The sequence below is a fragment of the Collinsella sp. wc0583 genome (genome assembly GCF_046116915.1).
Classification (GTDB): domain Bacteria; phylum Actinomycetota; class Coriobacteriia; order Coriobacteriales; family Coriobacteriaceae; genus Collinsella.
Genome location: NZ_JBJXBN010000009.1, coordinates 25,091 through 50,933, shown reverse-complemented (window position 1 = coordinate 50,933; position 25,843 = coordinate 25,091). Strand labels below are relative to the sequence as shown.

Genomic DNA, 25,843 nt, shown 5'->3' with positions numbered 1-25,843 from the left:
AGTTCCTGTTTGCGCCTTTACCAGGCATTTTTAGGAACTATTCCACCGCAACTATGTTTATTTGCCCTTGGGCTTGCTGGCGTAGAACTTCTTCTTTTTCGGCTTGCCGGCGGGGGAGGGTTTGCCGTCGCCGCGCGGCCCTCGGTCGCCGGTCTGCGCGTGCGCGGGCGCCGTTGCGCGAGGCTTGCGGGCTCCGGGGTTGCGCAGCTCCTCGGTTCGCTCGGCAATCTCCTCGGCGCTAAAGCCGACCTCGGCCATGGCGTCCTCGATGGGAAGTCGGCGCACAATATAGCAATGATGCACCTTCTGGTTGCGCGCGAAATCCTCGGGGATGGTCTGCGCCGTAATGTCCTCCAGCACGACGCCCGCGCGCGCGAGCTTGCGCGTCTCGGGGCGGAAACCGCGCAGGTTGCAGCTAAAGATGGCGTGGCCGCCCTGTGCGAGCAGGCGAGATACGCCGGCCAAAAGCTCAACATGGTCGCGCTGGACATCCCAGGTGCGACGGCCCATCTTGGACGAGTTCGAAAACGTGGGCGGGTCGACAAAGATCAGGTCCCAGCGGTTGCGCGTCTGGCGCTGGTCGCGAATCCAGGCGAGCACGTCGTCGCGCACGAAGTGATGCTGCGGGCCCACAAAGCCGTTCTGGTGCATGTTGCGCTCAGCCCAGTCCAGGTAGGTGTTCGAGAGGTCGACCGTCACGGTTTCCTCGACGCCGCCGTCTGCCGCATAGCAGGTGGCGGTACCGGTGTAGGCGAACAGGTTGAGGAAGCGGCGCGCCTGTTTGGCGTGCTCGCGCACCAGGTTGCGGGTGACGCGGTGGTCCAGGAAGATGCCCACATCCAGGTAGTCGTCAAAGTTGACGGCAAAGGTGAGTCCGCCCTCTTCGATGAGCGGCAGGCGACGGCGCGCGATGTTGGCGCGCTCGCCCGATGCGCCTTTGCCGGCGCCCTGTTTGCCGTACTGCGAGCCGCCGCGCGAACGCATGCGGGCCTTGGCGTGCACATGCTCGGCGGGAACATCTAGGATGCGCGGCGCGATGGCCAAGATGTCGAGCATGCGGGCCTGGGCCAGCGCGGGGTCGATGGTCTTGGGCGCGGCGTACTCGGCGATGACGAGCCAGCGGCCCGGCGTCTGCGGGCAGCCCTCGTACAGGTCGATGGCGGCGGAGTAGTCGGGCAGGTCGGCATCGTAGACGCGGTAGCAGCTCACGCCCTCACGCTTTGCCCACTTGCGACGCAAACGGGCGTTCTTGCGCAGGCGGTTGGCGAACTGCTCGGACTCGGGGATGAGCACGGGCAGCGGCTTGCCGTCGCCCAGGTCGAGCGTGGCGGCAGGTTCGGGTGTGGGGGTGCTGGCGGCTTCGTCTTCGGCGTCCGCGGTCTGCTCCTCGGCATCTGCGCTGGTCGCAGCTTCGAATGCCGCGGCGGCGTGGTCGAGCGAGGGCCAGACTTCGACGGTCGCCTCCTCGTTGTTGGGCATGACGGCGATGGAGCGCGCGGGCTCGGCATGGAGCGCGCGGGCCATAAGGCCATCGCGGGTGAGCGCGGCGACCGGTGCCGAAGCGAGTTCGGGTGCGCGGCGCAGCTCGCCTACCAACGTCATGGCGTCGTGCATGAGCGAAAGCGGGGTCTCGGTGGTGTCTGCGACCACGGCGGCGCCGGCGACAGCGCCTGCATGATCCAGCACGGTGGCGGGCTTGGCGGCGCAAAAGTCGACAAAACGCTTGTAGCCGGCGCACTTGACCATGTGCTCGGCAGTCTTGCGGGCGGCGGGGTCGATGTCTACGGCCACGATGCGCGCCTGCCGCTCGCGCGCTGCCGCCTCGCGCTCGCGCGCCTCGGCAAGCAGCTGCTCCCACAGGGCGGCATCATGCAGCTGCCAGCCCTCAAAACCCCAGTGCTCGCGTGCAAAACCCGGGGCGCGGTCAGTCAGAATGTTCACGGCTTCCAGCAGCAGACCGCCGCCGGCGCACGAGGCGTCGACCAGCGTGGGCAGGGCTTCGTTCTCGTAATCGTCGGCCGTCAGCTCGCGCTCGCATAGCGCGGTCCAGCCGACCTGCGCCAGCACCAGGGCGGCGTAGTCGGGGCGCAACACGTGCGCGCCCTCGCCGGCACGGGTCGCCGCGGGCGGCAGGCGCTTGAACAGCGGGTCACCCGAAAGGTCCAGGCTTATGCTCGCGCGGCGCTGGCGCAGCGAAAGCAGTAGGTGAACATCGGGGTCGGCGGCATCGACGTCGGCGCGACGGCCCGTGGTCTCGGCCAGGCGGTCGCACAGCGCGTCCTTGGCGCGCAGGGCCGAGAAGCGCGTGTTGCGCAGCTGCTCGGTCACACCGCGGGCGGTAATGGCGATGGTGGCGCCGGGGCGGACGATGCTCTCCCAGGCGATGTCGTAAACGCTATCGTACAGTTCATCGGCATCCTGCGCCTCAAAGCGCCCGAGTACCACGAACACGCGGCTCGCCAGGCGCGACCACAGGCATGCTCGGTAGCCTTCTTCGAGCTCGCCCTCAAACGTAGCGCGGCCCTTCAGGCGGCGGACATGCGAAAGCCCGAGGCGTTTAAGCTCATCGGCGAGTGCGGACTCAAAGCCCTCGGGGCAGCTTGCGTAAAATTCCATGGGTGACCTCTCTGATTGCGTCGCTCCATTATATGATGGATGCTTCGTTTGCCCTTATCCTCGAAAGGAACCCATATGATTGATGCGTGCCCCGAATCCGCTGTGCTCTTTTTTGACGTGGACGGCACGCTAACGTCGTTCGATCCCGACAACATGACCGACAAGGACTTCGGTGCAGTCCATCCGTCGAAGGCCGTTGTCGATGCATTTGGTCGCCTGCGCAATGCGGGCCACCAGGCATTTATCTGCACGGGTCGTCCCCTGTGGCTAATTGCCGATGGCCTGCGCGCTTTGGAGCCTGCGGGTGTCGTTGCCATGGCGGGAGCGACGCTCGAGGTCGAGGGCCGCGTGGTACACGAGGACTGCTTTGACGAAGACGTTATCGAGGAGCTTGTACGCCGTATGGCTGCGGCAGGGATTGAGGCCTTTTTCGAGACCAACGTGGCTACTTTTGCCCTGGAACCCGCGGGTGTTGAGCAGTCGTCTCTGATCGGCACTTCTGTGGTGCACAGCGCCGAGGGAATGCGCGTCGACGGCCGTCTGCGCGTGGGCAAGGTGTGCATCGTCGCGAGCGACCTGGCTCGCGTAGCCAACGATGACGGCTTTATCGATCGCGAGTTTGAGCTGTGCAACACTGGCGGTTCGAATCGCGAGCTGAGCCCCAAAGGCATCGACAAGGGCGTGGGCGTGGCGCGGGCGCTGGAGTACCTGGGCCGCACCGGCAACGCGCGCACCTTTGGCTTTGGCGACTCGGGCAACGACCTGGGCATGCTCGCTGCCGTCGAGACGGCTGTCGCCATGGGCAATGCCATGCCCGAGGTCAAGGCGGTCGCCGACTACGTGACCGACGATGTCGCACACGACGGCACCGTCACCGCCATGCGCCACTTTGGGTTGATCTAGCGGGAACCGCCCAATTACCGTTCACCCGCGGCGGGCGGCTCAAATCGGCCCGCCCTGCAAAATCGTTTTGCCGCTGGAGGGTGTGCTCAAAAACGCTAAAGCGTTTATACCGTTCGCCGAGAAGATAAAAACCCGCAGCTCACGCCTTGATAAACATAGGTAAAGTGTTTAGCAGCTTACCGGCCGTATGCAGACGAAAGGAATCAGGCAGATGGCAATCAAGGTGTTCGCTGACGGTGCAAACCTCGAGGGCATGCTCGACATGCACGAGAACGGCAACGTTCAGGGTTTCACGACCAACCCGTCCCTTATGAAGAAGGGCGGCGTGACGGATTACCGCGCGTTTGCCAAGGAGGTCCTGGCCCACATCACCGATGTATCCGTGTCGTTTGAGGTCTTTGCCGACGACGTCGAGACCATGGAGGTCGAGGCGCGCGAGATCGCTACCTGGGCCGAGAACGTCTACGTTAAGATCCCGTGCGTGACCACCAAGGGCGAGTCCACCGCCGAGCTGGTCCGCAAGCTTTCGGCCGACGGCATCAAGGTCAACGTCACTACCATCTTTACGCCTAAGCAGGTCGACGAGATGGTCGAGGCCGTTGACGCCGAGACGCCGTCCATCATCTCGCTCTTTGCCGGCCGCATTGCCGACACCGGCGTCGACCCCATTCCGTTTATGACGGAGTCGGTCAAGAAGGCCGCCGCCAAGCCCAATTGCGAGGTCCTGTGGGCGTCCACGCGCGAGCTCATCAACATTTACCAGGCCGAGGCCTGCGGTTGCCAAATCATCACGGTGCCCAACAGCATCCTGGCCAAGCGCAAGAACATTGGCCGCGACCCGTACGAGGTCTCGCTCGATACCGTGCGCGGTTTCGCTAAGGATATCGCCGCTTTGGGCTTCCATATTCTGCCGTAGGGCGAACACTGGCTGCGCCGTGGGCTGCTCGCCCCGGCCTTCCCTCTCCCTATCGCTCACGCGCTTTGCGAGAGTCGCGCTAGGGAAAGGGAAGGCCGGGGCTGCCGACACGAACTTACCAGTAGGTTGGCAATCGGCTTCCATATCCTGCCGTGGACAAAGGTACCCCCACCTGCGCCGTGCAAAATTGAGAGTATTCAGCAAGGTAAAGGTCTTTACCAGTTAACTGAAGCACGGAACAGCCCCCGTTTTGGCTCTGACGACGCTAAAACGGGGCTGTTCCGTGCTTTTTCGTCTCTGAGGGGCATCTGGAACGGCGGAATTTGCAGAATACTCGCGATTTTGCACGTCGCGAGAGGGGGTACCCTTGCTTTGGCGGTTTACTTCCCCTGCACCATGGTGAGGGAGATCTTCTTGCGGTCGCGATCGACTTTCTCGACCCATACCTTCACCGTATCGCCGACGCGCACCACGTCGCTCGGGTGCTTGACGAAGCGGTTGGCCAGCTTGGAGATATGCACGAGGCCGTCCTGGTGCACACCCACGTCGACGAAGGCACCAAAGTCGACGACGTTGCGCACCGTGCCCTTGAGTTCCATGCCGGGCTCCAGGTCGTCGATGGAAAGTGCCGAGCGGCTAAAGACCACCTCGGGCGCGTCGTCGCGCGGGTCGCGTCCGGGCTTCTTGAGCTCGTTAACGATGTCGATGAGCGTGAGGGTACCGCAGTCTAGGTCGCTGGCCAGTGCCGAGATGCTGCCCAGACGGCGCTCGATGTCGGGCACGCCGCCGCGGCTGAGCTCGCTGGCCCCAACGCCGGCGCGCTTCAGGACGGATGTGGCCACCTCGTAGCTCTCGGGGTGGACGCTTGTCGCGTCGAGTGGGTTCTTGCCGCCGCTGATGCGCAAAAAGCCCGCGGCGTTGAGATATGCCTTGGGTCCCAGCTTGGGGACCTTCTTAAGCTGACGGCGATCGGTAAAGGCGCCGTTTTCCTCGCGGTAGGCCACGATGTTTTTGGCCACGCTCGGCGTGATGCCCGATACGTATCCCAGCAGGCTTGCGCTCGCGGTATTCACGTCGACGCCCACGCGGTTGACGACGTCCTCCACCACGTGGCCCAGAGTGCGCGAGAGCTCGGCCTGGTCAAGGTCGTGCTGGTACTGGCCCACGCCGATAGACTGGGGCGGGATCTTGACGAGCTCTGCCAGCGGGTCCTGCAGGCGGCGGCCCAGGCTCATGGCGCCACGCACGGTGACGTCCAGATTGGGATACTCCTGGCTGGCGAGCTCGGAGGCGGAGTACACCGACGCGCCGGCCTCGTTGACGATGGTGTATCGCAGCTCAGGCGCCTGCTCGGCGATGAACTCCGAGACGACTTCCTCGGTCTCGCGGCTGGCGGTGCCGTTGCCGATGACGATGGTGTTGACGCTGTCCTTTTTGACGAGGCGGGCGAGCTCGCGCTTGGTGCCGGCGACGTCGTGGCGCGGCTTGGTGGGATAGACCACGCCGTGGTCGAGCAGCTTGCCGGTCTCGTCCATGACGGCGACCTTGCAGCCGGTGCGGTAGCCCGGATCGAGCGCGAGCACGCGGGCGCCGCGCACGGGGCGTGCCGAGAGCAGGCCCTCGAGATTCTTGGCAAAGACATTGATGGCCTCGGTCTGCGCACGGACGGTGAGTTTGGCGCGGGCCTCGCGCTCCAGCGAGGGGGCCATGAGGCGCTTGTAGCCGTCGGCGATGGCGGCGTCAAAGACGGGCGCGAAGACGCCCTGGCGTCGGGGCCAACGGCTGCCGAGGCGTGCCGTGGCGGCGGCGCCGTCGACGTTCACGCGCACGCGGAGCTTGCCCTCTCGCTCACCGCGGTCGATAGCCAGCACGCGGTGGTTGGGTATACGGCGCAGCGGCTCATCATAGCTGTAATACGGCTCGTAGGGAGTCTTCTCCGCGGGGTCGGTGGCCTCGACGACGATATCGGCGGTGTTTTGCGTAAAGGCGCGCAGGTCGGCGACGTTCTCGGGGTCTTCGGCCACCGTCTCGGCCACGATGTCCGCCGCGCCGGCGAGCGCCTTTTCGGGCGTGTCGAAGCCGGCTTCCTCGTTGACGTAGGCCGCGGCGGTGTCGAGTGCGCTGCCCTTGGCCGAGGCCTGCATGATGATCATATTGGCAAGCGGCTCCAGGCCTGCCTCGCGGGCCTTCTGCGCGCGGGTCATGCGCTTTTTGCGGTAGGGCTTGTAGAGGTCCTCGACGCGCTGGAGCTGCGTGGCCTCGCGAATCTGCTGCTCGAGTTCGGGCGTGAGCTTGCCCTGGGCGTCGATGAGCAGAATGACGTCCTCTTTACGCTGCTCAAGATTGCGCAGGTAGGACAGGCGCTCGTCGAGCGCGCGCAGGGCGACGTCGTCCATGCCGCCCGTGGCTTCCTTGCGGTAGCGCGAGATAAAGGGAATGGTGTTGCCCTCGTCGATGAGCTTGACGGCCGCTTCGATGTTGGCGGCCTTAAGGTTGAGCTCGCGAGCGAGCTGGGCGATAAGATCCATGGGACTCCTTGCGTTTAAGGTGCGTTTGCAGCACAGGGCTACCAAGGATACCACCCGTCCCAAAAGGCTGTTTTGGGGCCGCGTCACGAAAACGGCCTATCTACTACGTTTTACCCGTAGGGGCCGACCATGCCTGGGTTTTCCGAAAATCGGCAAGCCGTTTACCTGCGGTTTTTATTTCGCGAAATTCGGTATGGTTGAGAGTGGTCGGTTAAACGTAGTAGATAGGCCCATTTCGTGGCGCACGAATCAAGCCGAGGTACAAAATAGCCCCCTGCCCCAGAAAGATTGTCGGCAAGGTAGCAAAAATGCCCCGCGGGCAGGAGGCTGCTCGCGGGGCAAAGAAGAGGGGCTTATTTGTGGCGGACCGAGGGGTTCGGCATGGGGTTTCTACCGCGGCCGCTCTTAAAGCATTACAGCTCGACGAGCTGGCCGGTCTCGGCGGCCTCCTTGATGGCGTTGAGAAGCGTGAGCGTCTTGACGTTGTCGGCGGGGGTCACGACGGGCTCGACCTCGCGGCGAACGACCTTCACAAAGTGCTTGAGCTGCATCTTGTGCGGCAGCGCCGGGTCGACAGCCGGAATCTCCATCTGCAGCGGCTTGTGCCAGTTAGAGGCGCCGTCGTAGGAGAACTGGTGCAGGCGGGGCAGCGAAAGGGCACCCTTGGTGCCGCCGATAAAGTAGGCGTCGGCGTCGAAGGGGCGGTACTGCGGATCCTCGCGAGCGGTGGCCTCCCAGTTCCAGGGGCTGGCGGTGGCGTCGGAGATGGTCATGCTTGCGAGCGCGCCATCGGCAAAACGGACGTTGACCACGGCGGAGTCCTCGGTCTCAAAACCGCGGGCGGCGCTGGACTGCATACCCTGGACGGCAACGGGCTCGCCCAGCAGGTAGCGGAGCAGGTCGACGTCGTGCACCAGGTTGACCAGGATCGGGCCGGCACCCTTCTTGCGGCGCCACTCGACATCGAAGTACTCGTCATTCTTATAGATCATGTAGTGGAAGCTCGACACGGTGAGCTTGCCCAGCTCACCGGACTCGATGATCTCCTTGGCCTTGTTGACGAAGGGGTTGTGGCGACGGTGCTGACCCACGAGCACGGGCACGCCGGCGGTCTCGGCCTCGGCGGCGAAGGCCTGGGCATCCTCGAGATCGTTGGAGATCGGCTTTTCGACCAGCGGCACGATGTTGCGCTTGATGGCCTCGCGAGCAACGCCCAGGTGCAGGTCGTTGGGGGTGGCGATAATGACGGCCTCGGGCTTGACCTCGTCCATCATCTGGGCGGGATCGGTGTAAAACGGCACGCCGGCGGTCTCGGCCGTGGCGCGGGCGCCCTCAAAGGCGTCGGCGATGGCGACGAGCTCGGCTTCGGGCTCCTCGGTGACAAAGCGGATGTGGTTGCGGCCCATGGCGCCGGCGCCGATAACGGCAATGCGGACGGGGTTGAGCTCAGACATTTCGACTCCTTACGATGTGTGTGGGTGGCGGTGGAATGTGACAAAGGGACAGTCCCTTTGTCACATCGGCAAAACTAGGCGGACTTCTTCTTGCTGTCGGAGACCATCATGTAGACGGTGAGCACGACGGCGATAGCGGCGATCACAATGGCGCCGTAGAAGGACTGCTGATAGGCGGCGCTGCCGGCCTCGGCGTGATACAGCACGGCGGTGATGGGCTGGCTGATCCAGGTGGAAGCGGCGTAGCCCAAAAACATGATGCCGTAGTTGACGCCGATGTTGCTGGTACCAAAGGCGCCACCGGTGAGCGGCGGGTAGATGACGAGCAGGGCGCCAAAGCTAAAGCCGAGCAGGGCGAGCGCCACAAAGAACATGGCCTGCGTAAAGCTCATCGACATGATGACGAGCGCGACGATGGTGACGACAAGGCTGATGAGCAGTGACTTGTAGGCGCCGAGCTTGTCGATGATCTGGCCAAAGGACAGACGGCCAACCAGGTTGGCGCAGGTGTTGACGGAGACCACCACACCGCCGAGGGCGACGGCCGCGGCGCTCGTGGGGTCGGCGAAGAGCTGGACGGCGGCGATGGAGGCAACCTTGCCCACGAGCAGGGTGCCCGCGGTGGCGGCAAAGGCGAAGGTGACGATGAGGACCCAGAAGCGCGGGGTCTTGACCATCTCGCCCGGGGTGAGGTCGCCGAAGGTGCCGGCATGTGCACCGCCCTTGGGGGCCTCGAAGCCCTCGGGCAGCCAACCGGCCTCGGGGGCCTTCAGGAACAGGGCGGAGGCGGCGATCGTCACAAAGAAGATGACGCCGAGTGCCTTGAGGGCGCCAAAGATGCCCAGGCTCGGGATGAGCAGCGAGGCGAGCACCGGGGACAGCACGGCGGGGCCGGCGGTCGAAGCGGCCAGGGTGATGCCGGAGGCAAGGCCCTTCTTGTCGATGAACCACTTTTGGCCGGTGGTGAGCGCCGGGTTGTAGCCCAGGCCGTTGCCGATGGCGGCGACGAGCGAGAACCACAGGTAGAACTGCCACGGCTCGGTGACGGTGCCGGACATGAACCAGCCCAGGCCGTAGCACACGGCGGCGGCGATCACGACGTTGCGCGGGCCGATCTTATCGGAGATGCGGCCGGCGAAGATGCCCGTTACGGCCATGATGGTCTGAAAGACGGGGAAAGCCCAGGTAAGGGCACTCGACCACTCGGGGTAGACGGCGAGCAGATTCTTGCTCACGACGGAATACAGCGCGATGGAGCTAATGAAGAACATGGTGACGCACGCGGCGGAAAGCACGACGGCGCGACCCTTGTTGGAGTTGGTGGAAGCCATTGGACTCTTTCTAATCGATACGGGGGAGGAGCGGGCGTGTCTGCGGGCCTCCCTGCCAGGTTGGTTTACTGGTCAGTCGGCTTTGCGACGCCGGACTCATCGGACCAGAGCTCGACACCCTTGTTCTTAAGGTAGTTGTCGGCATAGGCGCGACGGCCGCCGGGCTTGGCGGTGAGGTCGCCCATCATGTTGGAGAAGCCGCCGTCGACCTTGATGGCGTCGCCGGTGGTAAAGTCCGAGCGCGTGGACGCCAGGAACATGACGGCGTTGGCGATATCGCTGACCTCGCCGATGCGGCGCGTGGCAATCAGACGGCTGCGGCTCTTTTCGACCTCGGGGTCGGCGTAGAAGTTGGCCGACATCGGGGTCTTAACAAAGCAAGGCTCGACGCAGTTGGAGCGCACACCGTAGGGGCCCCACTCGGCGGCGAGCATCTTGGACATCATGTTGACGCCGGCCTTGGTGGAGCTGTACACGCCCGAGAAGGTCTCGGGAGAGTGGCTGGCGACGGTCGAGATGTGCACCAGGCGGCCCTGGCCGGCCTTGATCATCTCGCGACCAAAGCGCTGCGAGGTGATGAAGTAGCCAGTGAGGTTGACGTTGAGCACCTGCTCCCAGTCGCTCAACGGCAGGTCTTCCATGGCTGCGAAGCGTAGGATACCGGCGGTGTTGACGAGGACGTCGACGTGGCCGAAGTCGGCGATGGTGGCGTCGACGGCAGCCTGAACCTCGCCCTCGTCGGTGGCGTTCATCTTGTAACCCTCGGCGTGGATGCCAAACTCGGCAGCGAGGTCGGCGGCAGCGGCCTTGACCTTTTCCTCGTCCAGGTCGAGCATGACGACGTTGGCGCCATTGCGGGCGAACTCGCGGCAGATCTCGACGCCCATACCGCCGAGTGCGCCGGTCACGGCGCAGACATCGCCCTCGAGCTTAAGCCAATTGCTCATAGGAACTTCCCTTCTTGTGCCTCCCGGTGGGCCGCTCCCATTAACCGACCCACGTGGTTTTCGCTGGTTATCGTATGCTTTGCGTTTGCGCAGGTGAATTGCATATTTGTTAGCATGGCGTTAACTGTAGGTTTATACTGTGCGATGCAGGCTATTCTCAATTGAGCGCGTGACCTGCGAAAATGACCCCCTGCGGTGCTGTGCGCCCGCGCGTGCGAAAACGGGAGATTGACGTGTACGATCGACGACTTGAGGCCATATCGGCCGCCGCGGAGCTGGGAAGCTTCTCGCGTGCGGCGGCAAAGCTGCTCGTGTCGACGCCGGCGCTCGTCAAGCAGGTATCGGGTTTTGAGGCGGAGTTCGGTATTACGCTGTTCGAGCGCTCGCACTCGGGCGTCAAGGTGACGCCGGCGGGTGCTCTGCTGGTGGACGACGCGCGCTCGATCATGCGCCAGTCCGAGGACGCCCTGCGCCGTGCCCGACGTGCGGCGGGCGATGGCGGTGCCGTGCGCCTGGGCGTGTCGATGATGTGCCCGGGGCGCCAAACGCTGTCGATGTGGACGGGTGTGCACGAGCTGGAGCCATCGCTGCGATTTGAGATCGTGCCGGTAAGCGATCTCTATGACGAGCGCGAATCCGTCATGCGCAGCCTTGGTCGCGAGGTAGATGTGGTGCAGTCGAGTTTTTCGACCCCGCGCTGGGGCGACACCTGCCAAAAGCTCTGCATCGTCAACGTGCCGTTTTATATCGACGTACCGCGTACAAGCCCGCTTGCGCGCAAGAGTCGCATTACGGTCGCCGACCTGGAGGGAATGCGCCTGCGCGTGCTCCGTCACGGCAACGATGCCATGGATAGCTTGCGTATCGATCTTTTGGCAGACGGCGGCGTGGACGTGATCGACGCGGACAGCTTTGACTTTGCGCTCTTTAACGAGGCGGAGGAAAAGGGCGACGCGGTGCTCACCTGCGGCGCGTGGTCGGGGGTGCATCCGGCCTTTGTGGGCGTACCGTTCCTGTGCGGCCGCGAGGTGCCGGTCTATCTGCACTACCCGCTTGAGCCCACCCTTCAAGTCCAAAAATTCGTCAACGCCATGGCTCAACTTCTCAAGTAGCTATCGTGTCGATGATTCTTTAATCCCCGTCCTAGAAAAATCATCTGGTAGAGTTGACCTCACGTGAATTTCAGCACACTGCGTGCTACCTGCACTTTTGTCATTTGGGGGAGTGAACTTGTGAATACTTCTGTCGCTAAGAAGGCCAGTCAGGCGGTGCGCCTGCTCATGATGGTGCTCACGGCAGTTCTCATTTTCTTCTTCATCAATGTTATGCTGCTCGTCTCCGATATCCAGGGCACGGTGCGCGTGGTCAACTACGCCGGTCTGGTGCGCGGTACCACGCAGCGAATCGTTAAGCTCGAGGATGCGGGCCAGCCTCAAGATGACCTGCTCAAAGCCGTGAATTCATACATCAACGGTTTGCGTTACGGAAGTGACGACCTCAACCTCGTCCGTCTCGACGACGATGAGTATCAGGCAAAGATGACCGAGCTTGCAAACTATTTTGATGAGCTTTGCGCCGAGATCATCCGTGTGCGCGAAGTCGGCTACGAGAACACCGACATCATCTCCATGAGCGAGGAGTTCTTTGGCATTTGCGACGATGCTACGCGACTCGCAGAGGACTACTCTCAGGAGAAGGCGTCGGCGCTCAACTATCTCGAGGGCTTGGTGATCATCGACATCATGGGCTTGGTGGCGACCTTTGCGGTCGAACTTGTTCGCGCGGTGCGAACTGCCGCGCTCAATCGCGAACTGCAGAGCAAAGTCTATCTCGACGAAGCCACGGGACTGCCCAACAAGAACAAGTGCGAGGAGATCTTGGGGCAGGAGCAGCCTGTCTCCGCGGAGGCGCCCGTTGCGGTGTGCGTCTTCGACCTTAACAATCTGCATACGGTCAATAACAACTTCGGCCACGAGAAGGGCGACGAATACATCCGCTCTTTTGCCCAACAACTGGGAAGTGTGGCGTCCGAGACGTGCTTTGTGGGCCGCGACGGCGGCGATGAGTTTATCGCGGTGCTGCGGGATACCGATCGAGCTGCCGCGGAGTCCTGTCTCGCTCGGGTTCGTGCGAACGTGAACGAGTATTCCGAAGTCCACCCCGATATGCCCATCAGCTACGCGGTGGGCTACGCGCTTTCCAGCGATTTTGACGAGCCGCCTACCATGCGCGAACTCTTTTCCCAGGCCGACAAAAACATGTACATCGACAAGAACCGCGTAAAGACAGCCGAGGCAGCCGGGCTGCAACGCGAGGAGCGGTAAGCTTGTAACAGAAGGCATACAAAAGCCCCCGCAGCTCGTGTGTGCTGCGGAGGCTTTATTCGTTGCGGCGCATTGTGCTTGGGTCGCTGAGATGAGTCGATTTGCCCCGAAAGAGGAGGGCATTGACCTTAGGGTCATGCCCGACGAATGAGCGGCAAATCGGCCATCTCGGCGAGCCGAACTACTCCAGCTCAAACGCTCCGGTATAGAGCTGGTAGTAATATCCGCGCTTGGCGATCAGCTCGTCGTGGTTGCCGCGCTCGATGATGCGGCCGTGGTCCAGGCAGATGATCGCGTCGGAGTTGCGCACGGTGGACAGACGGTGTGCGATGACAAACGTCGTGCGGCCCTCCATGAGCTTATCCATGCCCGCCTGCACGATGGCCTCGGTGCGGGTGTCGATGGAGCTTGTGGCCTCGTCCAGAATCATCGCCGGCGGATCGGCGACGGCAGCGCGGGCGATCGAAATCAGCTGGCGCTGGCCCTGCGACAGCTGTGCGCCGTTGCCGGTGAGCATCGTGTCGTAGCCGTCGGGCAGGCGGGTGATAAAGTCGTCCGCGCCCGCGAGCTTGGCCGCCGCGATGCACTCCTCGTCGGTGGCGTCCAGGTTGCCGTAGCGGATGTTATCCATCACGGTGCCGGTGAACAGGTTCACGTCCTGCAGCACCACGCCCAGCGAGCGGCGCAGATCGGCCTTGCGGATCTTGTTGACGTTGATGCCGTCGTAGCGGATCTTGCCGTCGGCGATGTCATAGAAGCGGTTGATGAGGTTGGTGATGGTCGTCTTGCCGGCACCGGTGGCACCGACAAACGCGACCTTCTGGCCCGGCTTGGCAAACACGGACACGCCGTGCAGCACCTCGTGGTCGGGCGTGTAGCCAAAGTCGACGTTGTCCATGACCAGGTCGCCGCGCAGCGGTACGTACTCGATCTCGCCGGTTGCGCGGTGCGGGTGTTTCCACGCCCACATGCCGGTGTGGTGGTCGGCCTCCTCGAGCTGCCAGGTATCGGGGTTCACCTGCGCGTTGACGAGCGTCACGTAGCCTTCGTCGGTCTCGGGCTTCTCGTCGATGAGCTCAAAGATGCGGTCGGCGCCGGCGAGGCCCATGACCACGGCGTTGATCTGCTGCGAGATCTGACCGATCTGTCCGCAGAACTGCTTGGTCATGTTGAGGAACGGCACCACGACGGCGATGGACAACGCCATGCCCGAGATGCTCAGGTTAGGCACGCCCAGCGCCAGGAAAATGCCGCCGGCCAGTGCGACCAGCACATAGAGCAGGTTACCCAGGTTCATAAGGATGGGCATGAGGATGTTGGCGTACATGTTGGCCTTCTGCGAGACCTCGAAGAGCTTTTCGTTGCGCTCGTCAAAATCGGCCTCGGCGGCAGACTCGTGGCAGAATGCCTTGACGACCTTCTGGCCGTTCATGACTTCCTCGATATGGCCCTCGACCACGCCGAGTTCGGTCTGCTGTGCAATAAAGAAACGCGCGGAGTTGGAGCCGAGCAGCTTGGTCATAAAGGTCATAAAGGCGACGCCGGCCACAATGACCAGGCACATCCATACGCTGTAGTACAGCATGATGAAGAACACCGTGACGATGACGATGGTCGTCATGAGCAGGTTGGGCAGCGACTGGCTGATCATCTGGCGCAGCGTGTCGATGTCGTTGGTGTAGTGGCTCATGATGTCGCCGCGCTGATGCGTGTCGAAGTAGCGAATCGGCAGGTCCTGCATGCGGTTGAACATCTTCTCGCGCAGCTTCTCGAGCGAGCCCTGCGTGACGATAGCCATGGCGCGGTTCCAGAAGAGCGAAGACAGGATGCCGACGCCGTAGATGCAGGCGAGGGTGGTCACGAGCTGTGCGATCTTGGGCTGTGCAGCTTCCCAATCGCCCGACTGCCACGATTCGCTAATAATCTGCAGGGCGCTCTGAAGGAAGGTCGCGCCGATGGAGTTGATGATGGCGCAGAGCACCACGCCGGCGACGACGAGGGGCAAAAGCACGGGGTAGAAGCCAAAAAGCGTCTTGATGAGGCGCGACATGGTGCCGCCCTTGCGGTTGAGCGCGCGCTCGGCGGTCGTTGCCTTACTCATGTGCCTCGCCTCCTTCCTGGTTCTGAGCTTGCGTTACGGATGCCTCGGTGCCGGCTTCGATGGCCCCTTCGCCTTCGGCAGACATCTTGTTTTGCGAGGTAAAGGTCTCGCGGTAGATCTCGCTCGTCTTGAGTAGCTCGTCGTGGTTGCCGATCTGCGCGATACGGCCACCCTCCATGACGATGATGCGGTCTGCGTCTTGCACGGAGCTGATGCGCTGGGCGATGATGAGCTTGGTCGTGTTGGGCAGATAGCTTGCCAACCCTGCGCGAATCTTGGCGTCGGTCTTGGTGTCGACGGCGCTGGTGGAGTCGTCCAGGATCAAGATCTTGGGGCGACGCAGCAGGGCACGCGCAATGCACAGGCGCTGCTTCTGGCCGCCGGAGACATTGGAGCCGCCCTGCTCGATCCAGGTGTCGTAGCCCTTGGGGAAGCCGTCGACAAACTCGTCGGCGCAGGCCAGATGTGCCGCCTCGCGGACTTCCTCGTCGGTGGCGTTCGGGTCGCCCCAGCGCAGGTTCTCGGCGATGGTGCCGCTAAACAGCACGTTTTTCTGCAGCACCATGGCCACTTGGTGGCGCAGGGCGTCCAGGTCGTAGTCACGTACATCCACGCCGCCCACGCGCACGGTGCCCTCGGTGGCGTCGTACAGGCGGGCGATGAGGTTTACGAGCGTGGACTTGGCCGAGCCGGTGCCGCCGATGATGCCGATGGTCTCGCCGCTCTTAATGTGCAGGTCGATATCGTCGAGCGCCTGGCGCTTCGCATGCGCGGAATACTTAAAGCTCACGTGGTCAAAGTCGATGGAACCGTCGACAACCTCGAGCACGGGCTCGGCGGGATCGGCGATCGTGGGCTCGGCGGCCAGCACCTCGGTAATGCGGTGCGCCGATTCGTCGGCCATGGTCACCATGACAAAGATCATCGACAGCTGCATCAGGCTCATGAGGATCTGGAAGCCATAGGTAAAGATCGAGGAGAGCTGGCCCACGTCGAACAGCGTGCCCTGGCTCGTGATGATGAGCTTGGATCCCAGGTAGATGATGACGACAAATGCGCCGTTGACGCAGATGTTCATCATGGGGTTGTTAAAGGCGAGCAGCTTCTCGGCGCGGGTGAAGTCCATCTGGACGTCGCGCGCGGCGGTGGCGAACTTCTCCTTCTCAAAGTCTTCGCGCACGTAGCTCTTGACCACGCGCATGCCGGTGACGTTTTCCTCGACGGACTCGTTAAGGGCGTCGTACTTGTGGAACACGCGCGAGAAGATGGGGCGTACCTTAAAGATGATAAAGAACAGTCCAAAGCTCAGCAGCGGAATGATGACCAGGTAGACCATGGCAACGCTGCCGCCCATGATAAACGCCATGGTAAAGGCGAAGATCAATACCAGCGGCGCACGCACGGCGATACGGATGATCATCATAAAGGCCTGCTGCACGTTGTTGATGTCGGTGGTCAGACGCGTGACGAGCGAGGAGCTCGAGAACTCATCGATGTTGGCAAAGCTGAACGTCTGGATTTTGTAGAACAGGTCGTGACGCAGGTTCTTGGCGAAGCCGCAACTCGCGTGGCTGCAGGTGACGCCGGCAGCGGCGCCAAAAGCCAGCGATGTCAGCGCGATGAGCACCAAAAAGCCCGCGGTGGGAAGCATCTCGGCTACGGTGGTGCCGTCTTTGATGGCGTCGATCAGGTTGGCGGTGATAAATGGAATCAGCATCTCGCAGAGCACCTCGCCAAGCACGAGCAATGGCGTGGCAACAGTGACTTTCATATAGTCGCGGATGCTGCCCATGAGGGTTTTAATCATCCAGTTCCTCCCAGGTTACACGGATTTTCTCGAGCATTTCGGCGAGCTGCTCGCGCTCGTCGTGAGTGAGGGCACTAAAGGCCCGTTCTCTAAAGCGGATGCGGGCCGCCTGGTCGATGCGGGCGTTTTCCCGGCCGGTTTCGGTCAGGCGAATGGTGAGTTGCCGTCGATCCTTGGGGTTACGGCTGCGCTCGATGAGACCGTTGACCTCGAGCTTGGACAGGATCTCGGAAAGCGACCCCGGCTTGAGGTCAAAATGCATGCCGAGTTCCTGCTGCGACATCTCGCCGCCGGGCTGCTTGGCCAGCAGGCAGATGATGGGCGCCTTGCCGGACACGCCTCCGCCATGAAAATGCATGTAATGGCCGCAAAAGCCCAGGCCGCTCAGGATGCGCTTGGCGAGTTTGTCTTCTGAGCTAACCGCTTCGGGTGCATCCGCCGGCTGTGACGGGTCGCCGTCGGGCTCGTGCGAACAAAGGTTAAGAGGTTCATCGCACATGAATTAGTGTTGCTCCTTTCTTTAGTTAGGTAGTGGAATTGTTTTGTGCCTAACCAATCTAGGAGCATGAGAAATGAATGTCAAGGTACCAAAGTAGTTGTTGCGCGGTTTTACCAAACCGCGCAACGGCTCGACGCTGCAAACCCGCCAGAGCGGCAATCTGCCTTTCAATTTCGGCGGCATGACCAGAAGGTCAATACCGCCTCGTTTCAAGGCACCTTGCTCACTCTGGCGGGTTTTCGCTGACTTCGCCAAAACATCGGCGTTGCCCGACCAGTCGTTTTGGCACTTAGGGACGTTCCTTATGTGCCGGCACTTGGGGACACTCCTTGGGCTAATTGCCGGGATAGTCGTTGGGGACGTTCTTGTTTGACTAGTCATTTAAGAACGTCCCCAACGACTACCTCGTTTTCGTAACCTTTTCGCAACAATGCGCTCTTCGCGACCGTAGCGCCCGCTCACAACGTCCCCTGCGCTACACTTAGTCGCACTGTGGCGCTGCTGCGCCGTGCCCGAACCAAGGGAGACCCTCATGAAGAACACTCAGCTGCTGCTGATCAACGATATGTGCGGCTACGGCAAGGTCGCGCTTTCCGCCATGCTGCCGGTGCTGTCGCATATGGGCTATCGCATCCACAATCTGCCGACGGCGTTGGTGTCCGATACACTCAACTATCCCAAGTTCTACATCCACGACACCACCGAGTACGTGCGCCAGAGCCTCGCCATCTGGGAGGAGCTCGGCTTTGAGTTCGACGCCATCTCCACCGGCTTTATCGTGACCGAGGAAGAGACGCGCATCATTTCGGACTTCTGCCACCGTCGCGCGCAAAAGGGTACCAAGGTGTTCGTCGACCCCATCATGGGCGACAACGGCAAGCTCTACGCCGGCGTGCCCGAGTCCACGATCGGTCTCATGCGCAGCCTGCTCGAGTGCGCCGACTATGCGGTGCCAAACTACACCGAGGCGTGCCTGCTCACCGATACGCCCATTGCCGAGCAAATCACGCCCGATGAGGGCCGCACTCTTGTGGATGCCGTGCGTGCCCTGGGCGCCAAGTCGGTGGTCATTACGAGCGCTGTGGTCGACGGTGCGAATGTCGTCATCGGTTACGACCATGTGGCGGGGGAGTACTTCACGATTCCCTTCGACCTGATCCCGGTCTATTTCCCGGGCACGGGCGACACGTTCTCGGCGGTGCTCGTCGGCCGCGTTATGGCAGGTTGGAGTCTGCAGCGCGCGACGTCCGATGCCATGCGCGTGGTGGCTGAGCTTATCGAGCGCAATGCCGACCAGGAGGATAAGTCCGCCGGCCTTCCCATCGAGGCCTGCCTGGATGTGATTGACCATGAGTAATGCTGATGAGGGCGGCGTCAAGCCTGCGGGCGGGGGCAAGCCGCTCGGCGCGCCGCGTGGCAAGCGTCCGCGTATCCGCGTGAGCTGCGTGGACCAGCTGGGTGCGTGCCGCTGCCACCATGGTCACAAGCCGGGCGACGTCTTCGACTTTGACCGCGACCGCGGCAAGATGTGTGCCATGGCCTGCCATGTGGGCTTTCCCTATATCGATATCCTGCGCTATGGCGGAACCGTGCCCGGCAACGAGCCTGGTACGGCAAAGTTCTGCTGTCCCGAGGTCGATACGCTGAACGTCTGGCTTGCCGAGATCGTCGACGAGTAGTCGAGCGCAATGTGACAAAGGGACAGTTCTTTTGTCACATTCGCCGGTGGTGCCCCTTCTATTATGCTTGTAATCTCAAATCTCTGCATTTCATCCGATTTTAGGTTCTAAAAATTTTGCGTTTCATCGATAATCAAGCGTATAAAACTTTGTATTTCATTTGATGACACTGAGGGGAGAGCCTATGCTGCGCAGGAAAATAGCTGCAGAGCTGGAGCGCTGGCTGAAGTCTGCCGAGCAAAAGGCCTTATTCATTACGGGTTCTCGCCAGATTGGCAAAAGCTATTCGATTCGCGCATTTGGCAAAGCCAACCATGCAACCTACATCGAGCTTAACCTCATGGAAAATCGCCAGGCAAAAGATGCTCTTCTCGAGGCGCGGGATGCCGATGATTTCATCAGCAGGGTGACGCTTCTTTCGGGAAAGTCGATTGCACCAGGCAAAACGCTCGTGTTTATCGATGAGGTCCAAGAGGCCCCCGACATCATGACGATGGCAAAGTTCCTTGTTGAGGACGGGAGGTGCCGCTGGGCGTTTTCGGGGTCAATGCTCGGGACTCAGTTCAAGGGCGTCAGGTCCTATCCCGTGGGGTATGTCCACGAGCTTAGGATGTTCCCGCTCGATTTTGAGGAGTTTTGCTGGGCAACCGGGGTGAGCGAGGGGGCTCTCCAAACGATACGTGACGCGTGTATCAGCGAGAGGCCCATTCCTGATTACATTCATGACGCGATGATGGCAAACTTCAGGACCTATACCGTTGTCGGCGGAATGCCGGAGGTCGTGCAGCGTTTCCTTGACACGCAAGGCGACCTTGCCTCTGTTCGTCAGCTGCAGTCAGAGCTCAACGAACAGTACCGGCGGGATATCTCCAAGTATGCAAGCGGGCGAGCCCTGCAGGTGCAGAGCATCTACGATCAGCTCCCTATTATGCTCGAGGGCGAAAACAAGCGCTTCGTGCTCAATTCCATTGACCCCAAGGCTCACTACGAGAAGTATCAGCGAGATTTTGTATGGCTTGTCGATGCCGGCGTTGCTCTCAAAGCCGATATCGTAACCGAGCCAAAATCGCCCCTGCTCAAGACGGCACGGCCATCGCAGTTCAAGCTATATCAATCGGATACGGGCATGTTGATGGCGCGCTACCCCGTTGGAGTCGCCCAAGCGGCGTATCTTGATAGCAAGGAGCCCAATCTGGGCGGCATTTACGAAAACGTGGTGGCCCAGCAGCTGGCTGCCCAAAATCGCCAGCTTTACTACTATCAGACAAAAAAGCGCGGTGAAGTGGACTTTGTGGTCGATGGACCGGATGGGACGGCTGTTCCGATCGAGGTTAAATCGGGCTCCTATTACCACGCGCACGCTGCGCTCGGTCATGTGCTTGATACGGCTGAATATGGCGTAAGGCTCGGGATTGTTTTCTCGAGAGGCAACGTTGAGCGCAACGGAGCGGTTCTCTATTTGCCGCTATATGCGACCTGGGCCCTTTCGGATGTTTTGGGCGACTCCTGCGCCGAAGGGATAAAGCTGGAGGTCAAGCCGGTCTAGGGCCAGTCCCGGATGTGGCAAAGGGGTAGTCCCTTTGTCACATTCATGAGCGTGGATTTTCTCCCACCGAGATAACGAGCGTGGATTTTCTCCCGTTTAGAGCGCACTCGAACGCTCAAAGTGGGAGAAAATCCACGCTCGTTTTATGCCGATGGCGTGGCCCGTGTGCCCGCGCCGCCCGAGCGCCTACAGCTGCTCGAGCATGGCGGTGCAACCGGCGAGTACATCGCGGTAGGTGGCGTCGAAATTGCCGGTGTACCAGGGGTCGGCCACGTCGCCGGGGCGATCGGTCCAATCGAGCAGGCGCGAGATCTTGCCATCGGGGTCCTTCCCAAAAATTCGGTACAGGGCGCGGGCGTTCTCGTCGTCCATATAGACAATGTGGTCCCAGTCGCCATACTCCGCGCGACGCACCTGACGTGCGCGATGTGCGACGACGGGAATCCCGACCTCGCGTAGCTTGGCAACGGTACCGTGGTGTGGCGGGTTGCCGATCTCCTCGGTCGAGGTCGCCGCGGAATCGATGGCAAACTCCGCCTCGCGCCCAGCGCGGCGCACGAGCTCGGTAAACACCGACTCGGCCATCGTCGAGCGGCAGATGTTTCCATAGCAGATGAACAGTACACGTTGCATATGCGGTTTCCTTTCGATCGCCATCATCGAGCTCGAGTATCGCATCTACGCCTGCGCCATCGCCCTCTTGCGTTCCCAGCGAGCCAACTTAATCGTCACCAGCGTAAGCACCCAGGCCACAAGCGAGAACGCGGCACCCACTGCGCCTACATATGCAATGCCAACGCTGCTTACCACGGTGCCGCCCACTGCGGTGCCAAACGAGATGCCGACGTTAAACGCCATGGGCTCAACCGAACTTGCGAGTACCATCGACTTGGGATGGCGGCTGCGTGCCACGTCCATAAAGTGCGTGATGCACGACACCGAGAACAGGTACATGAGCAGCGCCAGGCTAAAGACAAAGACCAGCGCGAGCGGCATGGTGCCGCCCACAGCAAACAGTCCGAGTAACGCTGCAGCCTGCAGCACAAACGTCACGAGTAGCGCCTTCATGCCAAAGCGCGCATCGATCCATCCGCCCAGGATGTTCGAGATCAGGCAGAACACGCCGTAGGCCATGAGCGTGGTACTGGCTTCGACCGTGCCCATGCCCAGCACCTGCTCAAGATAAGGCGTCACGTAGCCGTAGAAAACGTAGACCGACCCCACGCCAAACAAAAGATGAGCATGCCGGTGATGATGCTCGGCTCGCGTAGCAGACCCGCCTGCTCGCGAAAAGTGGCGGGCTCGTCGGTTTGCCCAGCGCGCGGCATAAACGCCACGAGCGCTCCGCAGATCAGAACGGCAAAGGCCAGCGTGCCGTACATGGCCACGTGCCAATCGAGCGTGTCGGCCACAAACTTGCCGATCGAAGTGACAAAGACCATTGCCACGGAAAACGCACCATATACCACCGAGATGGCAAGCGAAGTTTGCTGCGGAGACAGAAGCTCGGGGATGTACGTCACGCCCACGGCGAGCAGTGCGCCCGAGACGGAGCCCAGGATGATGCGCGAGATGAACAGCACCTGGAAGTTGGGCGCCAACGCCATGACCAGGTTGCCGAGCACAAAGACGATGCTGTAGCACACGAGCAGCTGGTAGCGGCGAAAACGCCCCGTACTGAGCGCGAGCACCGGCGTCGAGATAGCGTAGATCAGTGCGAACACGCTAATAAGTTGGCCTGCGGTGGCAAGCGATACGCCGAGTTCCGTCGCTAGGTCGCTTTCGATGCCGATGACCACGAACTCGGAGCAGCCGAGCGAGAATCCCAACAGCACGAGCAGCGCCAGGCAAAGATTGGTGCGCGCGGGGGAGAGCGCGGCGGCGGTTGACTTACTTTTTGGCGTGGTTGCGGCGGTCAAGGTTGTCACTCCAATGTCGCGTGAATAAGCGGGATTCAATCCCTGCAACTCTAACAGAATGTGACAAAGGGACAGTCTCTTTGTCACATTCGCGGCGTGGCTGCCGCCTAAACCGTCACAACATTCGATGAAAATCTCGAAAACGAGGAAAAACGTCGAATGTTGTGACGGTTTTCGTGTCCGGCGCGGGTGAGCTTCGGTGCCGTCTGGGGGTATAAGACTAGCGAGTGTTTATTTGCGAGGCCTAAGGGGCGCCCCGTATGGATATCGATAACTTTGAATGGTGGTATAGCGAGGGCGAGGCTCCGGACGAGGAGTGGGACGAGCCCGCGTCGCGTGACGTGTCGAGCGACGAGGACGAGACCGGCAACGATGCCGCTGTCGAGCCTGATGCCGCCTCCGATGCCGCCGAGCCCCTGACCTTTGAGCAGGCTTGGGCCCAAGCCGAGGCCGATGAGGCTAAGGCCGATGCCACGGCCACACTCGGTGAGCCGGCGGACATGTCCATCTTGCCGGCCAAGACCCCGCAGCCGCGCCATAACATCGACCCCGACAGCACGGCATCCTTCAGTATTCTCGACGTGCCCTCGCAGGGTGCTCAGGCGCCCGCGCCCACACGTCGTCCCAATCTGTCTCGCGAGGAAGATGCAGGACGTCGCTCTCCGCTCGGCCCCATCCTTATCGCCTTCATGGCCGGCGTTATCGCATGCTCGGTAATTGGAAACGTCTGGAGCCATGTTGAACAACAGCGAAAAGACGCCGCCAAGGTCGAGATGTCTATCGAGCAATCGCTCGGCCGCACGCGCTCGGTACATGTGTCGGTCGAGGTCAAGGACGGCGCGCCGTGGGACACCGCGCGCGGCGACAGCCAAATGCTCATCCACATCGTGGGGCGCACGCTCAAAGGGCAGACGATTGACGAGTATCAATACGTCAATTCCGCTGGTGACGGCATCGAACTTAAGCCCGGCGACTACGAGCTCACCGTCGATGAACCGCCCGTCGCCACCGACGGCACGCGCTTCCGTGCCTCAAAGCGCATGGTCCCCGTGAGTTTTAACTCACAGGCGCCCGACACGGTCGACACCACACCGCAGGGCGGGTTCGACCTTTACGTGGATACCCAGTAGGTGCTCGCCGCTCATTCCGCTATGACTACTCAATAATCGCCTGCTGTCCCGTCCCGCCGCCAAGAGTGGGACAATAGCCCTCGACACTATTGTTTATTTTTGGAGGAAGTAGCATGTCTACCGTCACTACCATCAAGCGCGGCGGCCTCACCGCGGCCATCGATTCCATGGGCGCCCAGCTCACGAGCCTTGCCCTCAACGGCAACGAGTATCTGTGGCAGGGCGACCCGGCCTTTTGGGGCAAGCACGCGCCCATCCTGTTCCCTATTGTGGGCTCGCTGCGCAACAACACGGCGACGTCTGCGGCCGGCACCTGCAAGATGCCGCGCCACGGACTCGCGCGCATCGTCGAACACAAGCTGGTCGAGGTTTCGGAGGACGGCTCCTCGGTAACGTACGAGATCACCGACACGCCCGAGTCGCTCAAGGCGTTCCCGTTCCACTTTAAGCTCAACATGACCTATGCCCTGACTGGTGACGCCACACTTACCCAGACCTTTGCCGTCACCAATACCGGCGACGTGGACCTGCCGTTCTCGGTGGGCGGCCACCCTGCATTTAACGTGCCGGCTCCCGGTGCCGAGGACGAGACGTTCGAGGATTACGAGCTGGCATTTACCGAGGCTTGGACCAACGAGGCCCCCATCATCACGCCCGATGGTCTCATGACGTTCGAGGGCAGCTACAAGGCTCCCGATAACTCGGACGTGCTGCCCATCACGCACCGCAGCTTCGATAACGATGCCATCATGTTCACCGATACCCCGGGCTTCACGCTCACGCTGCGCGGCCGCAAGTCGGGCCACGGCGTCAAGATCGACTTTGAGGGCTTTAAGTACATCGGCGTGTGGTCTGCCGCCAACGACGCCCCGTTTGTGGCGCTCGAGCCCTGGACCGGTCACACCACCATGGACACCGAGGACGACGTCTTTGAGCACAAGGTCAACACCATCACCTTGGCTCCCGGCGCTACCGATAAACGTAGCTTTAGCGTCACCTTGCTCTAGATGGGACAAAGGGACAGCCCCTTTGTCCCTTCCCACCCGCTAAGCCTCCCTGCCACATCCGGCAGGGAGGCTTTTTGGTAGGTAGTCATTGGGGACGTTCTTAAACGACTACTGTGTGTCTATTAATTTTTCGCGCACATGCCGCGCTGCTGGTTGCGGGCGTATATCCTGTCTTATTGTCAGTAACGCAAAATAGGGAAGGCACCAGATGCAACCTCGGCAACAGCGCGGCATGCAGACCCAGCCGGTATGCAGCCGTCGCATCTTTTTGGGTAGCGCTCTCGCAGCGAGCGCTTCCGTCGTCGCCGGCGCGCTCGCCGGCTGTCAGCGTCCGTCCACGCTCAAGGTGGTTCAGCCCACGACGGGCGGCGGTCGCGACGACCTGTCCGACTCCGTGATCGGCAAGGACAAGATCCGCATTGGCATGGAGGCGGCCTACGCCCCGTACAACTGGCAGGTTTCCGAGGCCAATGAGTACACCATCCCCATCGACAACGTGCAGGGCGCCTATGCCGATGGCTACGACGTGCAGATCGCCAAGATCGTCTGCAAGGCCCTCGGTGGCGAGGCCGTTGCCGTCAAGCAGAGCTTCTCGGGCCTTATCGATTCGCTCAACAACGGCCAGATCGACCTCATCATCGCCGGTATGAGCGCCACGCCCGAGCGCGAGGAGTCGGTCGGCTTCTCTGACCCGTACTTCATTGGCTACTTTGGCCTGTTCGTAAAAGAGGGTTCCCCCTACCAAAACGCCACCAAGCTCAGCGACTTTAGCGGTGCCACGGTACTCGGCCAAAAGGACACCATGCTCGACACCGTCATCGACGAGATCCCGGGCGTTGTGCACAAGAACCCGGTCGATTCGGTTCCCACGGTGTTTTCGAACCTGCTGCAGGGCACGTGCGACGCCGTGACCTACAACACCGAGAACGAGAAGGGCTATATGGCCCAAAACCCGGGTATCGTGCCGATTCAATTTGCCGAAGGCGAGGGCTTTAAGCAGGAGGTCACGGCAAACGTCGGCTGCCGCAAGGGCTCGGATAAGCTGCTTAAGCTCATCGACAAGACGCTCAGGGGCGTCAGCCAAGAGGAGCGCGACCAAATGTGGGACGCGTGCCTCGACCGTCAGCCGGCATAGG

Annotated in this window: 21 protein-coding genes; 10 read left to right on the top strand and 11 right to left on the bottom strand. The window is 61.5% G+C overall.

Translation table 11 applies throughout. The features are described from left to right. Positions 1 to 57: 57 nt before the first annotated feature. Positions 58 to 2,616 carry a bifunctional 23S rRNA (guanine(2069)-N(7))-methyltransferase RlmK/23S rRNA (guanine(2445)-N(2))-methyltransferase RlmL gene (rlmKL, locus tag ACKUUJ_RS08965; protein ID WP_409065340.1) on the bottom strand — a complete coding sequence of 853 codons (2,559 nt, stop codon included), beginning with the start codon at positions 2,614 to 2,616 and terminating at the stop codon, positions 58 to 60. Between the two features lie 75 nt (positions 2,617 to 2,691). Between rlmKL and ACKUUJ_RS08960 the strand changes: the two genes are divergently transcribed. Both ACKUUJ_RS08960 and ACKUUJ_RS08955 read left to right on the top strand, forming a co-directional pair. Then, entirely contained in the window at positions 2,692 to 3,519 is an 828-nt protein-coding gene (locus ACKUUJ_RS08960; RefSeq protein ID WP_409065339.1) for an HAD-IIB family hydrolase, read from the top strand. 211 nt (positions 3,520 to 3,730) lie between these two features. Next, positions 3,731 to 4,435 (top strand): transaldolase, encoded by a 705-nt coding sequence (locus tag ACKUUJ_RS08955; protein ID WP_409065338.1) that lies wholly within the window; start codon positions 3,731 to 3,733, stop codon positions 4,433 to 4,435. A gap of 380 nt (positions 4,436 to 4,815) precedes the next feature. On the opposite strand, the gene ACKUUJ_RS08950 is transcribed toward ACKUUJ_RS08955, so the two are convergent. The 4 genes from ACKUUJ_RS08950 to ACKUUJ_RS08935 form a co-directional block, all read right to left on the bottom strand. Continuing rightward, a complete protein-coding gene (locus ACKUUJ_RS08950; protein ID WP_409065337.1) occupies positions 4,816 to 6,963 on the bottom strand; it encodes a Tex family protein in 2,148 nt (715 codons plus the stop codon). Between the two features lie 413 nt (positions 6,964 to 7,376). Then, positions 7,377 to 8,417, bottom strand: coding sequence for a Gfo/Idh/MocA family protein (locus tag ACKUUJ_RS08945; protein WP_409065336.1), 1,041 nt, complete (start codon positions 8,415 to 8,417; stop codon positions 7,377 to 7,379). Between the two features lie 74 nt (positions 8,418 to 8,491). Then, positions 8,492 to 9,748 carry an MFS transporter gene (locus tag ACKUUJ_RS08940; RefSeq protein ID WP_117770400.1) on the bottom strand — a complete coding sequence of 419 codons (1,257 nt, stop codon included), beginning with the start codon at positions 9,746 to 9,748 and terminating at the stop codon, positions 8,492 to 8,494. 65 nt (positions 9,749 to 9,813) lie between these two features. Then, positions 9,814 to 10,695, bottom strand: coding sequence for an SDR family NAD(P)-dependent oxidoreductase (locus ACKUUJ_RS08935; RefSeq protein ID WP_409065335.1), 882 nt, complete (start codon positions 10,693 to 10,695; stop codon positions 9,814 to 9,816). Between the two features lie 233 nt (positions 10,696 to 10,928). Between ACKUUJ_RS08935 and ACKUUJ_RS08930 the strand changes: the two genes are divergently transcribed. Both ACKUUJ_RS08930 and ACKUUJ_RS08925 read left to right on the top strand, forming a co-directional pair. Continuing rightward, positions 10,929 to 11,807 (top strand): LysR family transcriptional regulator, encoded by an 879-nt coding sequence (locus tag ACKUUJ_RS08930; RefSeq protein ID WP_409065334.1) that lies wholly within the window; start codon positions 10,929 to 10,931, stop codon positions 11,805 to 11,807. A gap of 120 nt (positions 11,808 to 11,927) precedes the next feature. Continuing rightward, positions 11,928 to 13,019, top strand: coding sequence for a GGDEF domain-containing protein (locus tag ACKUUJ_RS08925; RefSeq protein ID WP_409065333.1), 1,092 nt, complete (start codon positions 11,928 to 11,930; stop codon positions 13,017 to 13,019). 181 nt (positions 13,020 to 13,200) lie between these two features. Here the strand turns inward: ACKUUJ_RS08925 and ACKUUJ_RS08920 are convergent, their stop codons facing one another. Genes ACKUUJ_RS08920 through ACKUUJ_RS08910 form a run of 3 tightly spaced genes read right to left on the bottom strand, consistent with a single transcriptional unit; the run spans position 13,201 to position 17,426 of the window. Continuing rightward, positions 13,201 to 15,120 (bottom strand): ABC transporter ATP-binding protein, encoded by a 1,920-nt coding sequence (locus ACKUUJ_RS08920; RefSeq protein ID WP_409065332.1) that lies wholly within the window; start codon positions 15,118 to 15,120, stop codon positions 13,201 to 13,203. Beyond that, the gene (locus ACKUUJ_RS08915) at positions 15,113 to 16,927 is read right to left on the bottom strand and encodes an ABC transporter ATP-binding protein (RefSeq protein WP_409065331.1); all 1,815 of its coding nucleotides are present in this window, start codon (positions 16,925 to 16,927) and stop codon (positions 15,113 to 15,115) included. The genes ACKUUJ_RS08920 and ACKUUJ_RS08915 overlap by 8 nt, the downstream gene beginning before the upstream one ends. Beyond that, positions 16,920 to 17,426: a MarR family winged helix-turn-helix transcriptional regulator gene (locus ACKUUJ_RS08910; protein ID WP_409065330.1), complete on the bottom strand. Its 507-nt coding sequence runs from the start codon at positions 17,424 to 17,426 to the stop codon at positions 16,920 to 16,922. Before ACKUUJ_RS08910 ends, ACKUUJ_RS08915 begins: the two co-directional genes overlap by 8 nt. 532 nt (positions 17,427 to 17,958) lie before the next feature. On the opposite strand from ACKUUJ_RS08910, the gene ACKUUJ_RS08905 reads away from it, so the two are divergent. The 3 genes from ACKUUJ_RS08905 (at position 17,959) to ACKUUJ_RS08895 (ending at position 20,651) form a co-directional block, all read left to right on the top strand. After that, positions 17,959 to 18,783 carry a PfkB family carbohydrate kinase gene (locus ACKUUJ_RS08905; protein ID WP_035138774.1) on the top strand — a complete coding sequence of 275 codons (825 nt, stop codon included), beginning with the start codon at positions 17,959 to 17,961 and terminating at the stop codon, positions 18,781 to 18,783. Continuing rightward, a complete protein-coding gene (locus ACKUUJ_RS08900; RefSeq protein WP_409065329.1) occupies positions 18,776 to 19,105 on the top strand; it encodes a TIGR04076 family protein in 330 nt (109 codons plus the stop codon). Before ACKUUJ_RS08905 ends, ACKUUJ_RS08900 begins: the two co-directional genes overlap by 8 nt. Positions 19,106 to 19,289: 184 nt before the next feature. Further along, positions 19,290 to 20,651 (top strand): ATP-binding protein, encoded by a 1,362-nt coding sequence (locus ACKUUJ_RS08895; RefSeq protein ID WP_409065328.1) that lies wholly within the window; start codon positions 19,290 to 19,292, stop codon positions 20,649 to 20,651. Positions 20,652 to 20,837: 186 nt separating this feature from the next. Here ACKUUJ_RS08895 and ACKUUJ_RS08890 read toward each other — a convergent pair whose 3' ends face one another. The 3 genes from ACKUUJ_RS08890 to ACKUUJ_RS08880 are packed head-to-tail and all read right to left on the bottom strand — an operon-like array spanning position 20,838 to position 22,570. Next, positions 20,838 to 21,284 (bottom strand): low molecular weight protein-tyrosine-phosphatase, encoded by a 447-nt coding sequence (locus ACKUUJ_RS08890; protein ID WP_035138777.1) that lies wholly within the window; start codon positions 21,282 to 21,284, stop codon positions 20,838 to 20,840. A gap of 45 nt (positions 21,285 to 21,329) precedes the next feature. Further along, positions 21,330 to 21,815: a hypothetical protein gene (locus ACKUUJ_RS08885; protein WP_409065327.1), complete on the bottom strand. Its 486-nt coding sequence runs from the start codon at positions 21,813 to 21,815 to the stop codon at positions 21,330 to 21,332. Positions 21,816 to 21,841: 26 nt separating this feature from the next. Further along, the gene (locus ACKUUJ_RS08880; RefSeq protein WP_409065326.1) at positions 21,842 to 22,570 is read right to left on the bottom strand and encodes an MFS transporter; all 729 of its coding nucleotides are present in this window, start codon (positions 22,568 to 22,570) and stop codon (positions 21,842 to 21,844) included. 260 nt (positions 22,571 to 22,830) lie between these two features. On the opposite strand from ACKUUJ_RS08880, the gene ACKUUJ_RS08875 reads away from it, so the two are divergent. From ACKUUJ_RS08875 to ACKUUJ_RS08865, 3 genes are all read left to right on the top strand, one after another. Then, positions 22,831 to 23,700 (top strand): hypothetical protein, encoded by an 870-nt coding sequence (locus tag ACKUUJ_RS08875; RefSeq protein ID WP_409065325.1) that lies wholly within the window; start codon positions 22,831 to 22,833, stop codon positions 23,698 to 23,700. Between the two features lie 113 nt (positions 23,701 to 23,813). Continuing rightward, positions 23,814 to 24,707 (top strand): aldose 1-epimerase family protein, encoded by an 894-nt coding sequence (locus ACKUUJ_RS08870; protein ID WP_409065324.1) that lies wholly within the window; start codon positions 23,814 to 23,816, stop codon positions 24,705 to 24,707. A 208-nt stretch (positions 24,708 to 24,915) separates the two neighbouring features. Further along, complete coding sequence (locus ACKUUJ_RS08865; RefSeq protein ID WP_409065323.1) at positions 24,916 to 25,842, top strand: transporter substrate-binding domain-containing protein; 927 nt, start codon at positions 24,916 to 24,918, stop codon at positions 25,840 to 25,842. The last annotated feature ends 1 nt before the right edge of the window (position 25,843 follow it).